Consider the following 15,398-nt stretch of genomic DNA (forward strand, 5'->3'; position numbering starts at 1 on the left):
ACAGCGACTGAACAGGTCTTCAGTCGCTGTCGTCGTCTCCCTGAATCCGCAGGTCAGACGGAGTGCAAGAGGGGACCAGCGACTGAAGCGACTCAAACTCCGGGTATATGACGACATTCGTGTGCGCGCGTGTGCGTGATATATAGAGGCCTTCAGTCGCTTCAGTCGCTGTTTTGGTTTTCCTTGCCCATCTGACCTGGGCTTTTGTTCCCGGACTGTGGGCAGCGACTGAAGCGGTTACGGTCGCTGCGGTGCGGTTTCAGTCGCTGGAGCTGGCCAGTCGGTCGCATGATCGACACCTGGTCGGGGTTGTTTCGCATGTGCTCCACCCCCTCACCGTGCACGTTCGCTAGTCTGTGTCTGTCGTTGAGTCGCTTCGGTCGCTGATAGGGGATGCAGATGCCTGCTGAGCTGCGGTTTCCTCGCAGCGACTCACGGCAGCCCGCCCCTGAGCCTTCAGTCGCTGAGCTGCCGCTGGCCACGGCCAGCTGGTCTGCGCGCCGAGGCTGGCCCGTCCATCCGCTTGCTCCTGGCCGTAAGACCCCGGCCGCGAACTGTGCCGAGTGCCGTACGACTTCGCACACGCCGGACACATGCCCCTGCCTGCCCTCGGGCCGCTGGTGCCACGGCTTTTACGCCGCCACGCTCGACCAGCGTCGTATCGATCAGTGGTGGGGGAGCCACCCCGACTTCGGCGTCGGGGTGTCGTGCGGACCTGCGGGCCTGGTCGTCATCGACATCGACGCAAAGCCTGCTCAGCCGCCGACCAGGGACCGGATCTTGCCTGGTATTCCCATTGCCGAGCACATCGACCTCACCGGCCTTGCCACCGGATTCCACACCCTTGCCGTTCTGGCGGCGTTGCGCGGCCGGAACAGCCCTGCCGACGACACGACGACCCTGCGCGTACGCACCCCGTCGGGCGGGATGCACATCTGGTACCGGGCTACGGACGGCCGCCGCTGGCAGTGCTCCGCAGGATCCAGCCAGGGACGCGCCCTTGCCTGGCAGGTCGATGTCCGTGCCCATGGCGGCTACATCATCGCTCCCGGCACAACGACCAGCAGTGGCACCTACACCCCCCTCGGCGAGGTCCGCGAGCCGGCGCCGCTGCCCACCTGGCTCGCCCAGGAGCTCGAGCGCACCGGCCATCTGCCCGCACCCAGCATCCCGGCCCCCAGGCCGGTCCCGCCCCGCGCGCAGCTGGCCGTGCTTGCTGCGCGAGGCGGCAGCGACCGCATCCAGCATCTGCTCGACGGCGTGCTGGCCCCCGTCCAGGCCTGCGGCCAGGTCGCCGAAGGCGCGGGGTTCTCCGACACGCTCAACCGCGCCGCCTACACCCTCGGCGGGCTCGTCGCTGCCAGTCGCCTCTCTCAGGAGGAAGCCGTCCGTCTGCTCCGGGAAACGGCCCTTGCCGCCCGCCCGGGCCAGGAACGCCGCATCGACCAGATCATCCGCAGCGGCCTGGCCGCGGGGCTCAAGCGTCCTCTGCACCCCCAGGGGAGGCGCGCATGACATCCCCTGGCCACGAGACGCTCTTCGAGTTCGACCCCGAAGCCGTCGCCGCCCAGATCCAGGGCCAAGGCAGAGTCGCCCTCCCGTCGCAGGCCGATGCGGAGCGCGCCGCCGCCGGCGAAGCCACGACGGCCGGACTGCTGCCCGACACCCTCTCCGACCGCGGCAACGCGAAGCTCTTCGTGAAGCTGTACTCCAATGACTACCGGCACGTACCCGGCATCGGGTGGTATCGCTGGGACACCACCCGGTGGCAGATCGACGAGGACGACACCGTCCTGTGGGCAGCGGGGGACCTGGCGGAAAACATTGCCACTCACGACCCTCAAGGCCGGTTCACCACCCAGTCGCTGCAACAGCACCGCCGCCGCGCCCTGTCCACCACGGGCATCAACGCCATGCTCACGCAGGCCAAGTCCGCGCCCGGGATGGTGCTCAACGCCGCCTTGCTCGACGCCGACCCGTACGCCCTGTGCACTCCGGACGGCGTCGTCGACCTGCGCACCGGCCTGGTGAACACCCCCGACCCCAACAAGGACTTCCACTCCCGCTCCACAGCCGCCGGCCCCCAGCACGTGCCCACCCCGCGCTGGGACCGCTTCCTGACCGACACCTTCGGTGACGACGCCGAAGGAGCGGAGATGATCTCCTTCCTCCAGCTGCTGCTCGGCTACTCCGTCACGGGCGACGTCGGTGGCCAGGTCATGCCCTTCCTGTTCGGCTCCGGCAAGAACGGCAAGTCCGTCCTGCTGGACGTCCTGATGAAACTCCTCGGCGACTACGCGGACGCTGCCCCGCCGGGATTCCTCATGGCCCGCCCCTACGAAGGCCACCCCACCGACCTCGCAGAGCTCCACGGCCGACGCGTCATCGTCTGCTCCGAGGTGAAGCCCGGCGACAAGTTCGACGAAGCCCGCGTCAAACTCCTCACCGGCGGCGACCGCATCAAGGCCCGCCGCATGCGGCAGGACTTCTTCAGCTTCCAGCCCACCCACAAACTCTGGCTGCTGGGAAACCACCGTCCTGAGGTCGGCACCGGAGGATTCGCGTTCTGGCGCCGCATGCGCCTGATCCCGTTCGAACGCGTCGTTCCCGACGACCGCAAGATCGACAACCTGGCCGACATCCTCGTCACCGAGGAAGGCCCCGGAATCCTGGGCTGGCTCATCGACGGCGCCCGCCGCTACCTGGCCGGCGCCCGCGACCTCACCGGCCCCGAACGCGTCCGTATCGCCACCACCGCGTACGCCGAAACCGAAGATCACACCGGACGGTTCTTCGACGAATGCTGCACCCGCGAAATCGACCACCGCGTCGAGCAGGCCAGCCTGTACACGGCCTACAAGACCTGGTGCCAGAATGAGGGAGCCACCGCCCTCTCCTCGCGCGCATTCGCACAACGTGCACGCGAACTGGCCGGGCTGGCGTCGCCCAAGGAGATGATCCTGTCCAACTCGCGCAAGTACTACCCCGGCATCGGACTGCTCGAGGAGAGGGCATGAGCTCCCTGATCACCGAAGACGAGATCAGCCACGAGGCCGATCTGGTGTGGCTCGAAGACGTCACCGACCTCGACTACGTACGCCAGAGCCTGGACCGCCTGCCCACCCGCCGCGGCAAGCCCGCCTATCACCGCGACGGCCGCATGGTCGGCTACGCCATCCTCGGCTCCGGCGCCAAGGCCTCCCGCTCCTCTGGCACGTTCCGCCGCAGGGTGTTCTGGCTGCTGCCGCACGACCGCGACACCGATCCAGAGGGTCTCTACGCCACAGGTGCTCCCGCAGAAGCCGTCGATCCGCGCACCCTTGCCGCGGGCATCAAGGGCTACAAGACCGAGCGGTCCGAGGGCGGACCGCCGTCCACGGCCATGCAGGAGCTCGGCATAACGCTGCCTTTGTGACTGCTTGAACAGACCATTGGCCCACGCCTTTGCTCCCGGGGCGCCGACGCGCTGGCGTCGTCAGGGCACCGTCCTCAGCCGCCTCACGGGTGAGAAACCTGACCAGGCGTGGGAAACGACCCGAGCGCGGGTGGGGAGTTCAGAGACCCTCGACATCCGCAGCGAAAAGGGCATCCGTTGGGGTGGGCGGTCACATGAAGCCGCGTGATGCAGCGGCGGATCATGACGCCTTCACTGCGTCTGTCGGCGTTCCAGGCGGAGTCACGGACAGGTGGGGCTGGGCACGGTCGCCGCGGTCCCTCGGCGTCCGGAAGGCCGGCGCGAGCGCGTTTTCCGCACCGCCGGCCGTAGAGGGCAGCGACCACAGTGCCGTACAAGACAGGACCCACCCGCAGAGGCAAAGGAGGGTGGCTGTGCGGGGTCGGCTTCTGGGATCACGGTGCCCTCGTAGCCGCGCGGCCGCGTCGAGGATCTGCGCGCCGTCCTTGACCACTTCGGCCCTCGCCAAGCCGCGCTGGTCGTTTTGAGCATGGGCGGGGAGACCGTGCTGGGCTTCGCCCTCACCCGCCCGGAACGCGTCACCGCACTGGCCCTGGTCTGTGCCTCGGTCAGCGGTCACGTCTGGCCGCAAAGTCCCGAGTCGTCGGCCTATGCCGCGGGCCGGCGCGAGCGTGAGACGGCCACCCTGGCCGAGCTGGAACTTGCGATCTGGGCAGCCATGGGTCGCACGGCTCCCGGAGGAAAGCTCATCGAGTCGATAGTCGCCTCGAACGCCAAGCGGCGAGTTGTGAGCGAACAGCACTGCGTTGTCTCCGCTGGCCGTGACGCCGAACCACACCTCGGGGAGATCGCCGCGCCAACGCTGGTCATCCACGGCGAGTAGGACCACCCAGAGATCGCGGTGATCGCCGAACTTGTCACCGACATCCCCGGCGCCTACGGCGAGACGATCCCGGACGCCGACCACTACCTCCCACTCCGTACACCCGAACGTCTCACCAAGCTATTGCTGTCGCACCTGTCATGACACGCGGTCCATCAGCGATCCACAACTATTGACAGTTACTCTTCGCGGGACGTAGCTGATGCGAAGCCGGGCCGGAACGACGGCCGTGAGATCGGCAGCGAACGCCAGCGCGTCCCCGTCGGAGAGTGTGATCTTCTCCAGTCGGATGGAGGCGATGAGCTCGACCGGGGGATCGGCCGGATAGCCGAGGAACTCGAACGCCTTCGTGTCGCCGGCCTTCAGCCGGCTGCCAGGGCTTCGCGTATGACGAGGGTGAGTTCCTTGTCCTGGGCGCGGCCCACTGACTTCCACCAGCGGAGCGTTTCGTGCAGGAGGTCCAGACGCGTTGTGGCGATGTCGTTCAGGTGGTTGGCCACCGAGGTGGCCCCGATGGGACAGCCACTGCAGCCGGGCGCCTGCGACCCTTGGAACGCATGGCTACGCCGCGGTCGCTCAGGATGCGTTGGATGGTGCCGTAGGACCGCCCCGATGCAGCGCAGATGCTGCGGATGGTGGCCCCGCGGACGACGTAGGCGTCCTCGACCTTGTCGGCGAAGCGCTCGGCATCCTCGCCTCTCAGCTGTTTGCCCTTGGGGATGCGTGGTAGCTCAAGGTTCTGCGCGGTCGCTGCATCGGTGCCGGCCTGGGGAGTCTGCTCGTGGGATGTGACGTTCATGGGTGCTCCGTTGCTGCTGTGTTTAGAGGGTTGTCTCGTCGCGTGCCAGGGCCAGGAAGGCGCCCAGCGCTCGAAGGTCGGTGAGGGTGTCTTCGTAAATGCTGTGGAAGGTGCTGATGTCGCTGCGGGAGGCGGCGACGATGCCGTGCAGCTCTCCCCGGCGGATCGCGGCATACAGGCGGGCAAGCTGAGGGCGGGTGGTGGGATCCGTCATGCCCGTGTCGTCCCACGTGGCCAGGACGGGCGTCCAGCCTTCGCGGACGATGACTTCCTGCGTCTGGGAGAGGCGGGCTGACGCATCCCGTCCGGTTTCGACCAGGGCGTACCGGCCGACCCGTACCGGGGTGGCGGCCGCGGCCAGGCGTCGCATGACGTTGGCGCGACCAGCTTCGCGCAGGGCCCGCAGACGGATCGTGCTGGTCTGCGCTCTGGCAATGCTCCTGTGAGGGGTCATCAGACGAGCGTTGCGTTCCATGGGCCTGCCTTCCGTCAGTTCTGCGCTTCGAGAGCGCTCTGGCCAGGGATGCGCGGCCTTGATCGGTTCCCGCGTGAAAGGGCAGCGATCCTGCCTGCCGTGTCGTGTACCGAACCAGCTGGAACGCGGCCCTCGCCGCGGTGAGCGGCGCTTTCCAGGGTGATCGCGCTGTCGATGAGGGCGACGCTGGTGAAGGCTTGAGGGAAGTTGCCGACCTGCCGCTTCAGGCGGGGATCCCACTCCTCGGAGAGGAGGCCGAGATCGTTGCGCAGCGACAGCAGGCGCTCGAACAGCGTGCTGGCTTCGTCGACGCGGCCGATCATGGCCAGGGCGTCCACCATCCAGAAGGAGCAGGCCAGGAACGCTCCCTCGTCGCCGGAAAGGCCGTCCAGGCCCGGTTCTGCGCCAGCGGTGGGGTAGCGCAGCACGAAGCCGTCGTCGGTGCTCAGTTCGCGTTGGATCGCCTCGACGGTTCCGATGACGCGGGCGTCGTCGGGTGGCAGGAAGCCGACCTGCGGGATCAGGAGCAGCGCCGCATCCAGCTCCCTGGAGCCGTAGGACTGGGTGAACGTGTTCCGCTCGGGGTCGTATCCCTTCTCGCAGACGTCGCGGTGGATGTCGTCGCGCAGCGTGCGCCAGCGCTCCAGCGGGCCGGCGATCTCTCCGGCTTCGATGAGTTGGACGGTGCGGTCGACGGCGACCCAGACCATGACCTTGGAGTGGACGAAGTGCTTCTGGGGGCCGCGGATTTCCCAGATTCCCTCGTCGGGCTTCCTCCAGTGCTGCTCGACCCACTCGATGAGCAGCAGCTGAAGATCTGTTGCCGTCTCCGCTATGCCGAGGCCTGCAGCGCGGGCCCGGTGCAGCGTTTCGATCACTTCGCCGTAGACGTCGAGCTGGAGTTGGGTGGCGGCGCCGTTGCCGATGCGTACCGGGCGGGAGTCTTCGTAGCCGGGCAGCCAGTTCAGTTCCGACTCGGGCAAGCGGCGCTCTCCGGAGATGCCGTACATGATCTGCAGCTGGGCCGGGTCGCCGGCGACGGCGCGCAGGAGCCAGGCCACCCAGGCTCGTGCCTCGTCCCGGTAGCCGGTGCGCAGGAGCGAGGAGAGGATGAGGGCGGCGTCCCGCAGCCAGCAGTAGCGGTAGTCCCAGTTGCGGGAGCCGCCGACGTGTTCCGGCAACGACGTGGTCGGGGCGGCGACGATCCCGCCCGTCGGGGCGTAGGTGAGGGCTTTGAGGACGATGAGTGACCGCATCACGGCGTCCCGGTGCGGTCCCTGGTAGGTGCACTGCGCGGCCCAGCGGTTCCAGTACGACCGGGTGGTCTTGAGCGACGTCATGGGATCGGTGAGCGGCGGCGCGCCCTTGTGGGAGTCGTGCCAGGTCAAGGTGAAGGCGATGCGGTCGCCTTCGGAGAGTGTGACGTCCGAGCAGAGGGCGCCGTCGTGGTGGTCGACGGGGGCATCGGTGTCGAGCCAGAGGGCGTCCGGGCCGGCCACGACTGCTGTCCGTCCCCTGGCCTTGGTCACCCGTGGAGGTACGAGGCCGTAGTCGAAGCGGGCGCGCAACCGTGAGCGCATGGTGACGCGGCCGCTGACGGCCTCCACGATGCGTACGAGCCGCGGGGCGCTTGCGTGGCCATCCCAGGGTGGCATGAAGTCGATGACGCGCAGAGTGCCGTCCGCGTTGACCCAGGTCGACTCCAGCACCAGCGAGTCGCCGTGGTAGCGGCGGTACGTGGCCGGGGCATCGTCGTCGGCCGGACCGATGTGCCAGAAGCCGTGATGGTGGTTGCCCAGGAGGCTGGCGAAGACCGCTGGGGAGTCGAAGCGGGGGAAGCAGGCCCACTCGACGGTGCCGTTCCTGCCGATCAAAGCTGCGGTCTGCAGGTTGCCGACCAGGGCTAAGTCTTCAATTTTCTGTGGCATAGGTCGCAAATCCATTCGTTGTAGGCATGGTTGAAGCCACCTGTGGCCTAGGCCATCAGGTCTGGCGGGTACGGCACGCATGAGGCGTGATCAAAATGGTGCAGGTGCCTGTGGCTTGGGGATCTGTGGGTGCAGGTGGGTGAGGCGTTGGGAGTACTGCTCCGGGGTGGCACCGATGGCGAACTCGCCCAGGCGCAGGGCCTGGATGTCGGAGGTGCCTGCGGGGGCGTAGAGGTGATGGGTGTCGCGCAGGTACCGCTCGATGGGGCGGTCGGTGAGCAGCCCCGCCGCGCCGTGGATCTCCATGGCGGTGCGGGCGGAGTCCAGTGCGGTTTCGACGTTGACGAGTTTGGCGTTCATCAGTTCCGCGTCGCACGGTGTGCCGTGGTCGAGGCGGCTGGCTGCGTCGTAGGCAGTGAGCCGGGCGGTCATCAGCCGTGACTGGATGCGGCCGAGCTTGTCCTTGACCGTGGGCAGCTCATGGAGCGGCTTGCCGTACCGGATGCGTTCGCGGCAAAAGGACGTGGTGGTCTCCAGGATGGCTTGGTGCAGGCCGAGGGCGACGGCTGTGAGGTTGGGCCGCCCGTACAGGGTGCTGGAGGAGTAAGCCACGTCTTTGCCGTCGCCTTCGGCTCCGAGTCTGTTGCTCGCCGGTATGCGGCAGTTGTCGAAGATCAGCTCACCGAAGGAGAAGCCGTGCAGGCCCATGGCCTCCTGGTGGGGGGCGAGGGTCAGGCCGGGGTGGTTCGCTTCTACGAGGAACGCGGTCAGTCCCCTCGAACCGCTGCCGGTGCGGGCGACGACGCCGTGCAGGTTCCCGATGTGGGAGTTGCCGACGTAGACCTTGGAGCCGTTGAGGATGTAGTCGTCTCCGTCGCGCAGGGCGCTGGTCTGCATGCCCAGCATGTGACTACCCGAGGCGCGCTCGGTGACCGCGATGGTGGGCAGACAGGTGCCGGCGGCGACGCGTGGCAGCCAGAGGCGTCGCTGCTCGTCGGTGCCGAACTGGAGGATCTTGGCGACGCCGAGCTGCGAGGCCTGCACGATCGCGCCGATCGCCGCGCTGATGCGGGAGATCTCCTCGATGATGATGGTCTTGGCGAGGTGGCCGGCGGCCATGCCGCCGTACTCCCGGCCGATCGTTGCGCCGATCCATCCTTTCCGGGCGATGGCTGCCGCTAGTTCCGTCTCGATGTCCTTGGCACGCTCCATCTGCTCCACCCGAGGGGCGATGCGGGTCTCGGCGAAGCGCCGCACGGTGTCACGGAGCTGGTGGTGCTCTCCTGTGAGGTAGGTGTCGGACATCTGTGGGGCTCCTCTCGCGGTCGGTTCGCAGCTGGCAGGTGGCAACTGGGCTATTGCGGCGGCTGGTAACCGGCACGGCGATACAGGTAGTCCATGACCTCATCTCGGCATGCCTTGATGAGCGCGAGCGAGGCCTGCCCGGTCGTCTTGGGCTGTTCCATGCGGCCGACGAAGCACACGGTGCCGAGGACGGTGTCTTCATGCAGCAGGGGGGCGCCGGCGTAGGTGCGGATGCCGATCAGGTCGACGACCGCATTACCGGCGAAGCGGGGCGAGGCGAAGACGTCCGGGAGGACCAGAGCCCTCCTGCGGGCCACTACTTCGGGGCAGAAGCCGTGATCCAGGGACATGCTGCGTCCCACCGACGGCAGTTCGCTCTGATCGCCGGGCGTACACAGACCGAGGAAGTGCTGCTGGTCGCCGAAGATGTTGACCATGGCGTAAGGCATCCCAGCGTCCTGCGCGAGCCGCTGGGCGAACGCGTCGAGCTGGGGGTCGGGACCTGTGAGTCCCAGGGCATGCAGTGCCGCAGCGCGTTGGTGCGCGTCGGTAACGGCGGGCTGCTGCGGGCAGGATGTGGTGGGAGAGGTCATGTGAGGGCTCCGGAAAGTGTGACGCGGCGCAGCTCGAGGCTGTGGCCGACCAGGGTGATCAGGACGTTCACGGCGGATTCGTACTGCCGGACGTCGCACGTCACGACGGGCACGCGCGGGGCGACCCCGAGGGCGTGGCGGACCTCGTCCGCGGTGTAGCGGTAGGCGCCGTCGAATTCGTTGACGGCGACGACGAACGGCATGTCCTGCTGCTCGTACCAGCTGACTGCCGTGAAGGACTCCTGCAGGCGTCGTGTGTCGACCAGGACCACGGCGCCGATGGCGCCGAACCCGAGGTCGCTCCAGAGGAACCAGAAGCGTTCCTGGCCCGGGACCCCGAAGAGGAAGAGGACCATGGACAGAGGGTCGGTGAAGGTGATGCGCCCGAAGTCCATGGCCACCGTCGTGCTGGTTTTGTCTGCGATGCCGTCGAGGCTGTCGGTGCGTGTGCCGGCGGCGGTGAGGTACTCCTCGGTCGTCAAGGGATCGATCTCGCTGAGCGTGGTGATCAGCGTGGTCTTGCCCGTTCCGAAGCCTCCGGCCACGATGATTTTCAATTCGGCCGGCGTCTCGGTGTGACGTTCCGTCACGGCATGGTCAGAGCCTGTGCAGGCCATCGAGCAGTGCCTCCAGAAGACGGATGTCAGGGTCGGCCGGACCGGCGGGGTTGGCCAGGGCCAGCGCCCCGGCGTCGAGGAGATCGCTGATCAGGACCTTGATCGTCAGTACCGGCTGGTGAAGCCGCCCGGCGAGCTCGGCGACGGAGCGTGGGGCACCGCTGCAGAGCATCAGCAGCGACTCGTGTTCAAGGTTCATCAGCAGTTGCCCAGTGGCGGGCCGCGTGACAAGGCACGTGGTCAGGTGCAGCGGGTGATGGGGGCGGGTGCGTCCTTGCGTGACCGTGTAGGGGCGGACGTCGCCTAAGGCGCTGTCGGCCCACCCGCCGCGGACGGCCACGTCACTGCCCCTGCCCGTGGAACGGATTGCGGCGTGCCTGGACCACCAGATGTTCGTCCAGGCTCTTGATGAGCACGGCCATCTGGTGGCCGACCTGGCCCGGATCGGCCTCGGGGGTGGTCTTGACGGCCAGCACCATGCCCAGCACGGCCTGGTTCACCACGCCCGTGCTCATCACGAACAGGGTGCCGGCGTCGTGCTCGACGACGACCTGGCGCACGCCGCCGGAGGCGTCCTGGAACTGGTGCCGGGCCAGGGAGAAATGACCTGCGATGCCAGCGGCGATGCGGTCGGCGTCGTCGACGGGCTGTTCGGAATGGGCGAGCTTGAAGCCGTCACCGGTTCCCAGGACCGCCTGCTGGGCGCCGGGAATCCGGTCGATGAGGCTGGTCAGTAATCCGGAGAGCTGGGCGCGCGCGCCCGTGGCAGCGTCGGTGGTGGTGTGGGAGCCGTCGTCCTGCATGGTGTCTCCTGCGTCGTGTCTGGGGTGGGACGGGCACAGCTGCGGACTCTCAGATGGGTGGTGCGTGGGGAGGCTGATGTCCCTCGCGTGGTGTGCGGGAGCTGAAGCCGGCCATGAGGCCGCTGGTGGGAGGGCCGCTCGGCACCTGCTGTTGTGTCGTGGCCGAGACTGTCGGCTGGGTGGTGTCGCGTCGGGGCAGTGCGGGTTTGTGGCCGCGGGAGGCCTCCGCCCGTTGCGGCCCTTCGGTTCGGTCGGCAGCAGGGGCAATCCGGCGCGGCAGGTCATGGGAATTGCCCGCAGCAGTCGTGCTCACGCCTGGCGTGGGAGGCGGGAGAGGGCCTCGCGATGCGTTGTTCGGGAGGCTCGGCCTGGGCGTCTCCGGAACGTCGACCAGCAGTTCGCGGGGCAGCACCACGACCGCCTGAGTACCGCCGACGATGTTCGGCCTCAGCCGGATGGTGATCTTGTGACGTTTGGCGAGGAGCGCTGCCACCAGGAGCCCGATCTGCCCATCACGCAGTCGTGCACGGGGGTCCTCCGTCTCGGGAGCGGCCAGGAGCCGGTTCAGGGCCTCACGTTTCCGCTGAGACAGGCCAGTCCCCCGGTCGACGACTTCGATCGCTACGCCCTCGTCGGTGTGGTGTGTATGGACCTCCACCTGGCCGGTGGAGAAATCTGTGGCGTTCTCCATCAGCGCGGCCAGGAGGTGGACAAGGTTCGGGCTGACGTATCCCGGGACGGCTGTCGTCACCGGATTCAGAGCCACCCGCACACGGGCGTACTCGGGGATCTCGGCCACGGCCCGGCGGATGGCCGTCACGATGAGGATCGGATCGCTGTTGCGAGAGGGAAGGTTGCCGCCCAGGACTGCCAGGCTCTCCACAGCACGCCGGATCTGTGTCAGCAGATGATCGAGGCGGTATATCTCACCCAGCAGATCCGGATCCTCGATCGTCCGCTCGACCTCGGAAATGTCGTGGATGCTTCGGTTGACAAGCCCCTGAAGCCGCGGAGCGATGGACTGGAAGATCTCCGCCAGTTCCGCCCGGGCATGGAGCTCCCCGCGGGTGTGCGCGGCTGCGGCCAGCACAGCCTGCCACGCTTCCGTGGACCACTGCTCCAGAGCAGCAACGGCATCCGTACGCACGTTGCCGGTCCGCGAACGCTCCGGCTGCACCTCGACCGGGCTGCTCACGTTCCCCCGCCGGGCCTGATCGAGAGCCCAGTGCAGATACCCGCGGCCCTTGTCGACGATGCTGATCATTTCGCCGAGGGCCTGCAGCGCGTCGTCACGCTCCTCGCGAAGCTTCCCAACGAGCGCTGCAGCCCCGCGCGCTCGAAGTGACCGAACAGCGGTCCACCACAGAACTCCTCCGGCTGCTGCACACGCGGCGACAGCCCCGCCGGCGGGGGGCACAATGTCCAGCCCGTCGAGGCCCCAACCGCTGGCCACCGCAACGGCGCTCACGGCACTGGCGGTGAAAGCTGGGGGAGCCTGAAAGCCGTCGCCGGCATGAGCTCGGTGACGCCGCCCGGACAGGAGGGAGGTGGAGGCGCTCTTGGGGGTGCGGTCAGCCACGGCAGCCTTCCTCAGCGGGAGGAGGAGAGACGGCTGCCGCAGTGGCCGAGAGCAAGGCCTGGACCAGGCGCGCAAGACTCTGCGCCCGCTGCGCGGCCGCGACCGCCATATGCCGGGGCGGTGGCTCAGCGAGCCGCTGCGAGGCCTCACCGAGCGTTGCCTCGGCCCTGCTTCGGACGTCGGCCTCGGTAGCCAACTGCCAGCGCCGCGCACCGAGATCGCCGACAAGCACCTGCCCGTAGGCCCCTAACGGCTCGACCATGTCAAGGCTGGCCGCCGTGTCCGGCACCCTCATGCCCAGGTCCCGGGCGAGGACCGTCTCGACGAGCGAGAGGATCCCGCCCTTGTCGGGCATGCGCGCGCCGGCGGCAGCCATGCGCGTACCTGCCCTGCCCTCTGCGGTGCCTCCAGCGAGTGAAGGGTCTTCGATTCGCGGGATCATGGCTTCCGTTCCATGGAGGTGCCCGAGAGGCTCCCGAGCAGTTCGGACAGGTACTCCAGTGCGGCCGCATTGCGCGCGGCCATTCAGGTCGCTGCGGCGCGTATCCAGCCGCGAACTCCCGTCTGTCGGCGCTAGGTTGGGGCCACTACGTTGAGAAAACCGTGAATGACCACCGGTGGACACCCGCGTACAGCGGGAAACCCCGTCAAAGCCGTCAAAGATCGTTTCGAGGTCAGGGATCCCTCCATGACTCGTACACGCAATGAAGCTCTGGCCGCGCGGATCGCGGAGACGGGCTGGTCGCAGCCCAAGGTCGCCGCTGCCGTCGTCCGGGTCGCACAGGAAAGTGGAGCCGAGGAGCTCTACGCGACCAGTCGGTCCCATATCGCCATGTGGATTCAAGGAACCCGCCCCAGCGGTCAAGCCCCCCATATCCTCTGCGAGACGTTGACGCGTAAACTCGGCCGCCCCCTCACCCTGGTCGACATCGGGCTGGAACCCGTGTCCGCCGACCGAGCGGGAGCCGACTCCGAGTGGAGCGTCGACACCGTGACCGCGCTGGCCAAGCTGGGGAGAGACGATCTCGACATGGACCGACGCCAGGCGCTGGCAACCACCGCCTACTCCATGGCCAGCCTCACCCTTCCGCGACAGCCCTGGTGGGACAGAGCCCCCGAGACAACCAAGACTCGCTCCGTGGCCTCGCCCCGCACCATCACCGAGGCGGACGTCGACGACGTCCGCCAGACCACACGCTTCTTCTCGGCCCGCGACCAGCAGCGTGGAGGCGCCGCAGGACGCTCCGCGCTCGCCGCGCACCTGAGGTTCGAAGCGGCTCCGCTGCTGTCGAGCCGCTTCTCCACCGACCAGCTCCGCCGCGAGGCGCACTCGGCGATCGCGGAAATGACCTACCTGGCCGGCTGGATGGCCTTCGACGCCTCCGAACACCGCATCGCCCAGCGCTACCTCACCCTCGCCGTGCAGCTCGCAGCAGAGGCCGACGACGGCCCGCTCGCCGGACACATTCTGCGGGCCATGGCCCACCAGGCCGTCGACCTCGGCCACCCCTCCAAGGCCCTGGACCTTGCCGATGCCTCCATGGAGGCCCACCGGTACGGACAGGCCAGCTGGAGGGAGAAAGCCCTCATCGGCATCGTCCACGCCCGGGCCCTGGCCTCCTCGGGCGACCGGGCCGGCACACTCGCCGCGATCACCCGTGCCGAGCGAGACCTCGAACGCGCCGACGACACCGACGCCCCCGACCGGGTCACCTTCTTCGGCCAGGCCTCCCTGGCACACGAAACCGCCTGCGCCCTGCGAGACCTCGGCAACCCCCGGGACGCCGAAGCGCACTTCAAGCGCAGCGTGGCCACGCGCCGCCGCCAGCTCTACGCCCGCACCCACAGCGTGACACTCGGCTACCTCGGAGCCGTCCAAGTCCGCCAGGGACGGCTCGACGAAGCCTGCGGCACATGGTCCCAAGCCCTCGACGCCATGACCGGAGTCCACTCCGGTCGCGCCCGCGACGTCATCGTGCGGATGCAGCGCGACCTCTCCCCAGTGCGCCGCCGTGGTGGCCGCCGCGTCGCAGAACTCGACCAGCGCGCACGAGAGGTGCTGCGCACCATAGGCTGACCAGACCACACGGCCAAGGCCCGCCAGGCATGTGCCTGACACGCTGGGAAGCCGGGGAAGGGAGAGGGGACAGAAGTGCAGTCGATCAAGATCACTCCGATCGCTACCGTAGTCGGGGGTCACACCAAGGTCCTGGACGACTACCAGGGCGGAGTGGAGTCGATCATCCGGCTCAACGACACGTACCCACTCGAGACGCTGCAGGGCATCGGCGAGTTCTCCCACCTGACGGTCGTATGGCACTTCCACCTGGCACAGCCCGGGGACGTCCAGCTCCATGCCCGCAGTCCCCGCAACGATCCCCGCTGGCCGGCCACCGGCACGTTCGTCCACCGCAACCACCGCCGTCCCAACCAGCTCGCCGTCAGCTACCCACAGCTGCTCGACATCCACGGCCGGGACCTGGTCGTTACCGACCTCGACGCCGTCGACGGCACCCCGGTCATCGACCTGGCTCCCTACTTCCAGCAGATGGGGCCACACGGCCCCGTCCGTCAGCCGGCATGGCCGGGCGAGATGCTCGACTCCCACTACTGGACATCCGCCAACGAGCGCCCCTGACCGCGGGAGGCGGCACCAGACCACCGCACCCCCGGGTGGACGCCGTGGGACGCACACCATGCTTCGAGGGGTTCATGAACTGCGCTCGCCGACCATTGCACCGACATCGCCGAGGCCCGCACTGAGCGCGGCCGAGAGCCGGGCTACCGCCTCTACACCGCCCGCTGGGGGCCCAGCACCCCGCGGCCATGGGCACCGGCTGCCGTGCGCTTCCGCTACCGGAACCCGCCCGCCGACCCGGCCACGCCCGCCCTGCCGCTTCAGACGGGGGAGTGGGACATCCCGCGCGAGCGGCTGCGCCATGACCGCGCCGTCGTCGCCGCCCGCGTCCTCACCGCGCGGCTGCGCACCGCGCGCCGCACC

17 protein-coding genes are annotated in these 15,398 nt (G+C 68.3%); 7 read left to right on the top strand and 10 right to left on the bottom strand.

The genetic code is table 11. The features are described from left to right. The first annotated feature begins 399 nt into the window (after window positions 1–399). From ACWCP6_RS34955 to ACWCP6_RS34975, 5 genes are all read left to right on the top strand, one after another. On the top strand, window positions 400–1,515 hold the full coding sequence (locus ACWCP6_RS34955; RefSeq protein WP_450936665.1) for a bifunctional DNA primase/polymerase: 1,116 nt from the start codon (window positions 400–402) through the stop codon (window positions 1,513–1,515). Continuing rightward, window positions 1,512–3,017: a DNA primase family protein gene (locus ACWCP6_RS34960; RefSeq protein ID WP_450936666.1), complete on the top strand. Its 1,506-nt coding sequence runs from the start codon at window positions 1,512–1,514 to the stop codon at window positions 3,015–3,017. Before ACWCP6_RS34955 ends, ACWCP6_RS34960 begins: the two co-directional genes overlap by 4 nt. After that, complete coding sequence (locus ACWCP6_RS34965; RefSeq protein WP_450936667.1) at window positions 3,014–3,415, top strand: DUF6009 family protein; 402 nt, start codon at window positions 3,014–3,016, stop codon at window positions 3,413–3,415. Before ACWCP6_RS34960 ends, ACWCP6_RS34965 begins: the two co-directional genes overlap by 4 nt. A gap of 472 nt (window positions 3,416–3,887) precedes the next feature. After that, window positions 3,888–4,298 carry an alpha/beta fold hydrolase gene (locus ACWCP6_RS34970; RefSeq protein ID WP_450936682.1) on the top strand — a complete coding sequence of 137 codons (411 nt, stop codon included), beginning with the start codon at window positions 3,888–3,890 and terminating at the stop codon, window positions 4,296–4,298. A gap of 18 nt (window positions 4,299–4,316) precedes the next feature. Continuing rightward, window positions 4,317–4,442: a hypothetical protein gene (locus ACWCP6_RS34975; RefSeq protein ID WP_450936668.1), complete on the top strand. Its 126-nt coding sequence runs from the start codon at window positions 4,317–4,319 to the stop codon at window positions 4,440–4,442. A 340-nt stretch (window positions 4,443–4,782) separates the two neighbouring features. Here the strand turns inward: ACWCP6_RS34975 and ACWCP6_RS34980 are convergent, their stop codons facing one another. The 10 genes from ACWCP6_RS34980 to ACWCP6_RS35025 all read right to left on the bottom strand — a co-directional run bounded on the left by ACWCP6_RS34980 (window position 4,783) and on the right by ACWCP6_RS35025 (window position 12,773). Further along, window positions 4,783–5,097, bottom strand: a complete 315-nt coding sequence (locus ACWCP6_RS34980; protein WP_450936669.1) for a helix-turn-helix domain-containing protein — start codon at window positions 5,095–5,097, stop codon at window positions 4,783–4,785. A 22-nt stretch (window positions 5,098–5,119) separates the two neighbouring features. Beyond that, a complete protein-coding gene (locus ACWCP6_RS34985) occupies window positions 5,120–5,572 on the bottom strand; it encodes a hypothetical protein (protein ID WP_450936670.1) in 453 nt (150 codons plus the stop codon). Window positions 5,573–5,586: 14 nt separating this feature from the next. After that, window positions 5,587–7,500 carry a glycoside hydrolase family 15 protein gene (locus ACWCP6_RS34990; RefSeq protein WP_450936671.1) on the bottom strand — a complete coding sequence of 638 codons (1,914 nt, stop codon included), beginning with the start codon at window positions 7,498–7,500 and terminating at the stop codon, window positions 5,587–5,589. Window positions 7,501–7,590: 90 nt separating this feature from the next. Further along, window positions 7,591–8,805: an acyl-CoA dehydrogenase family protein gene (locus tag ACWCP6_RS34995; protein WP_450936672.1), complete on the bottom strand. Its 1,215-nt coding sequence runs from the start codon at window positions 8,803–8,805 to the stop codon at window positions 7,591–7,593. A 50-nt stretch (window positions 8,806–8,855) separates the two neighbouring features. Beyond that, the gene (locus ACWCP6_RS35000; protein ID WP_450936673.1) at window positions 8,856–9,398 is read right to left on the bottom strand and encodes a GAF domain-containing protein; all 543 of its coding nucleotides are present in this window, start codon (window positions 9,396–9,398) and stop codon (window positions 8,856–8,858) included. Continuing rightward, window positions 9,395–10,015, bottom strand: a complete 621-nt coding sequence (locus ACWCP6_RS35005; protein WP_450936674.1) for a GTP-binding protein — start codon at window positions 10,013–10,015, stop codon at window positions 9,395–9,397. The genes ACWCP6_RS35000 and ACWCP6_RS35005 overlap by 4 nt, the downstream gene beginning before the upstream one ends. Beyond that, window positions 9,996–10,355: a DUF742 domain-containing protein gene (locus tag ACWCP6_RS35010; protein WP_450936675.1), complete on the bottom strand. Its 360-nt coding sequence runs from the start codon at window positions 10,353–10,355 to the stop codon at window positions 9,996–9,998. Before ACWCP6_RS35010 ends, ACWCP6_RS35005 begins: the two co-directional genes overlap by 20 nt. 1 nt (window position 10,356) lies before the next feature. Beyond that, window positions 10,357–10,818: a roadblock/LC7 domain-containing protein gene (locus tag ACWCP6_RS35015; RefSeq protein ID WP_450936676.1), complete on the bottom strand. Its 462-nt coding sequence runs from the start codon at window positions 10,816–10,818 to the stop codon at window positions 10,357–10,359. A 49-nt stretch (window positions 10,819–10,867) separates the two neighbouring features. Further along, window positions 10,868–12,397 (bottom strand): ATP-binding protein, encoded by a 1,530-nt coding sequence (locus ACWCP6_RS35020; protein WP_450936677.1) that lies wholly within the window; start codon window positions 12,395–12,397, stop codon window positions 10,868–10,870. Further along, window positions 12,390–12,773 (bottom strand): DUF6415 family natural product biosynthesis protein, encoded by a 384-nt coding sequence (locus ACWCP6_RS35025; RefSeq protein WP_450936678.1) that lies wholly within the window; start codon window positions 12,771–12,773, stop codon window positions 12,390–12,392. The genes ACWCP6_RS35020 and ACWCP6_RS35025 overlap by 8 nt, the downstream gene beginning before the upstream one ends. A gap of 312 nt (window positions 12,774–13,085) precedes the next feature. On the opposite strand from ACWCP6_RS35025, the gene ACWCP6_RS35030 reads away from it, so the two are divergent. Then, the gene (locus ACWCP6_RS35030; RefSeq protein WP_450936679.1) at window positions 13,086–14,474 is read left to right on the top strand and encodes a Tat pathway signal protein; all 1,389 of its coding nucleotides are present in this window, start codon (window positions 13,086–13,088) and stop codon (window positions 14,472–14,474) included. A gap of 75 nt (window positions 14,475–14,549) precedes the next feature. After that, window positions 14,550–15,035 carry an SAM-dependent methyltransferase gene (locus ACWCP6_RS35035; RefSeq protein WP_450936680.1) on the top strand — a complete coding sequence of 162 codons (486 nt, stop codon included), beginning with the start codon at window positions 14,550–14,552 and terminating at the stop codon, window positions 15,033–15,035. Window positions 15,036–15,398: the final 363 nt, after the last annotated feature.

The sequence above is a fragment of the Streptomyces sp. NPDC002004 genome (assembly GCF_053593975.1).

What these genes read in the sequence shown, in the direction of transcription:
- ACWCP6_RS35000 (WP_450936673.1), bottom strand. Translation starts at nt 9,398, where the DNA reads ATGACCTCTCCCACCACATCCTGCCCGCAGCAGCCCGCCGTTACCGAC.
- ACWCP6_RS34955 (WP_450936665.1), top strand. Translation starts at nt 400, where the DNA reads ATGCCTGCTGAGCTGCGGTTTCCTCGCAGCGACTCACGGCAGCCCGCC.
- ACWCP6_RS34990 (WP_450936671.1), bottom strand. Translation starts at nt 7,500, where the DNA reads ATGCCACAGAAAATTGAAGACTTAGCCCTGGTCGGCAACCTGCAGACC.
- ACWCP6_RS34980 (WP_450936669.1), bottom strand. Translation starts at nt 5,097, where the DNA reads ATGAACGTCACATCCCACGAGCAGACTCCCCAGGCCGGCACCGATGCA.
- ACWCP6_RS35005 (WP_450936674.1), bottom strand. Translation starts at nt 10,015, where the DNA reads ATGGCCTGCACAGGCTCTGACCATGCCGTGACGGAACGTCACACCGAG.
- ACWCP6_RS35015 (WP_450936676.1), bottom strand. Translation starts at nt 10,818, where the DNA reads ATGCAGGACGACGGCTCCCACACCACCACCGACGCTGCCACGGGCGCG.
- ACWCP6_RS34985 (WP_450936670.1), bottom strand. Translation starts at nt 5,572, where the DNA reads ATGGAACGCAACGCTCGTCTGATGACCCCTCACAGGAGCATTGCCAGA.
- ACWCP6_RS34960 (WP_450936666.1), top strand. Translation starts at nt 1,512, where the DNA reads ATGACATCCCCTGGCCACGAGACGCTCTTCGAGTTCGACCCCGAAGCC.
- ACWCP6_RS34965 (WP_450936667.1), top strand. Translation starts at nt 3,014, where the DNA reads ATGAGCTCCCTGATCACCGAAGACGAGATCAGCCACGAGGCCGATCTG.
- ACWCP6_RS34995 (WP_450936672.1), bottom strand. Translation starts at nt 8,805, where the DNA reads ATGTCCGACACCTACCTCACAGGAGAGCACCACCAGCTCCGTGACACC.
- ACWCP6_RS35030 (WP_450936679.1), top strand. Translation starts at nt 13,086, where the DNA reads ATGACTCGTACACGCAATGAAGCTCTGGCCGCGCGGATCGCGGAGACG.
- ACWCP6_RS35025 (WP_450936678.1), bottom strand. Translation starts at nt 12,773, where the DNA reads ATGGCTGCCGCCGGCGCGCGCATGCCCGACAAGGGCGGGATCCTCTCG.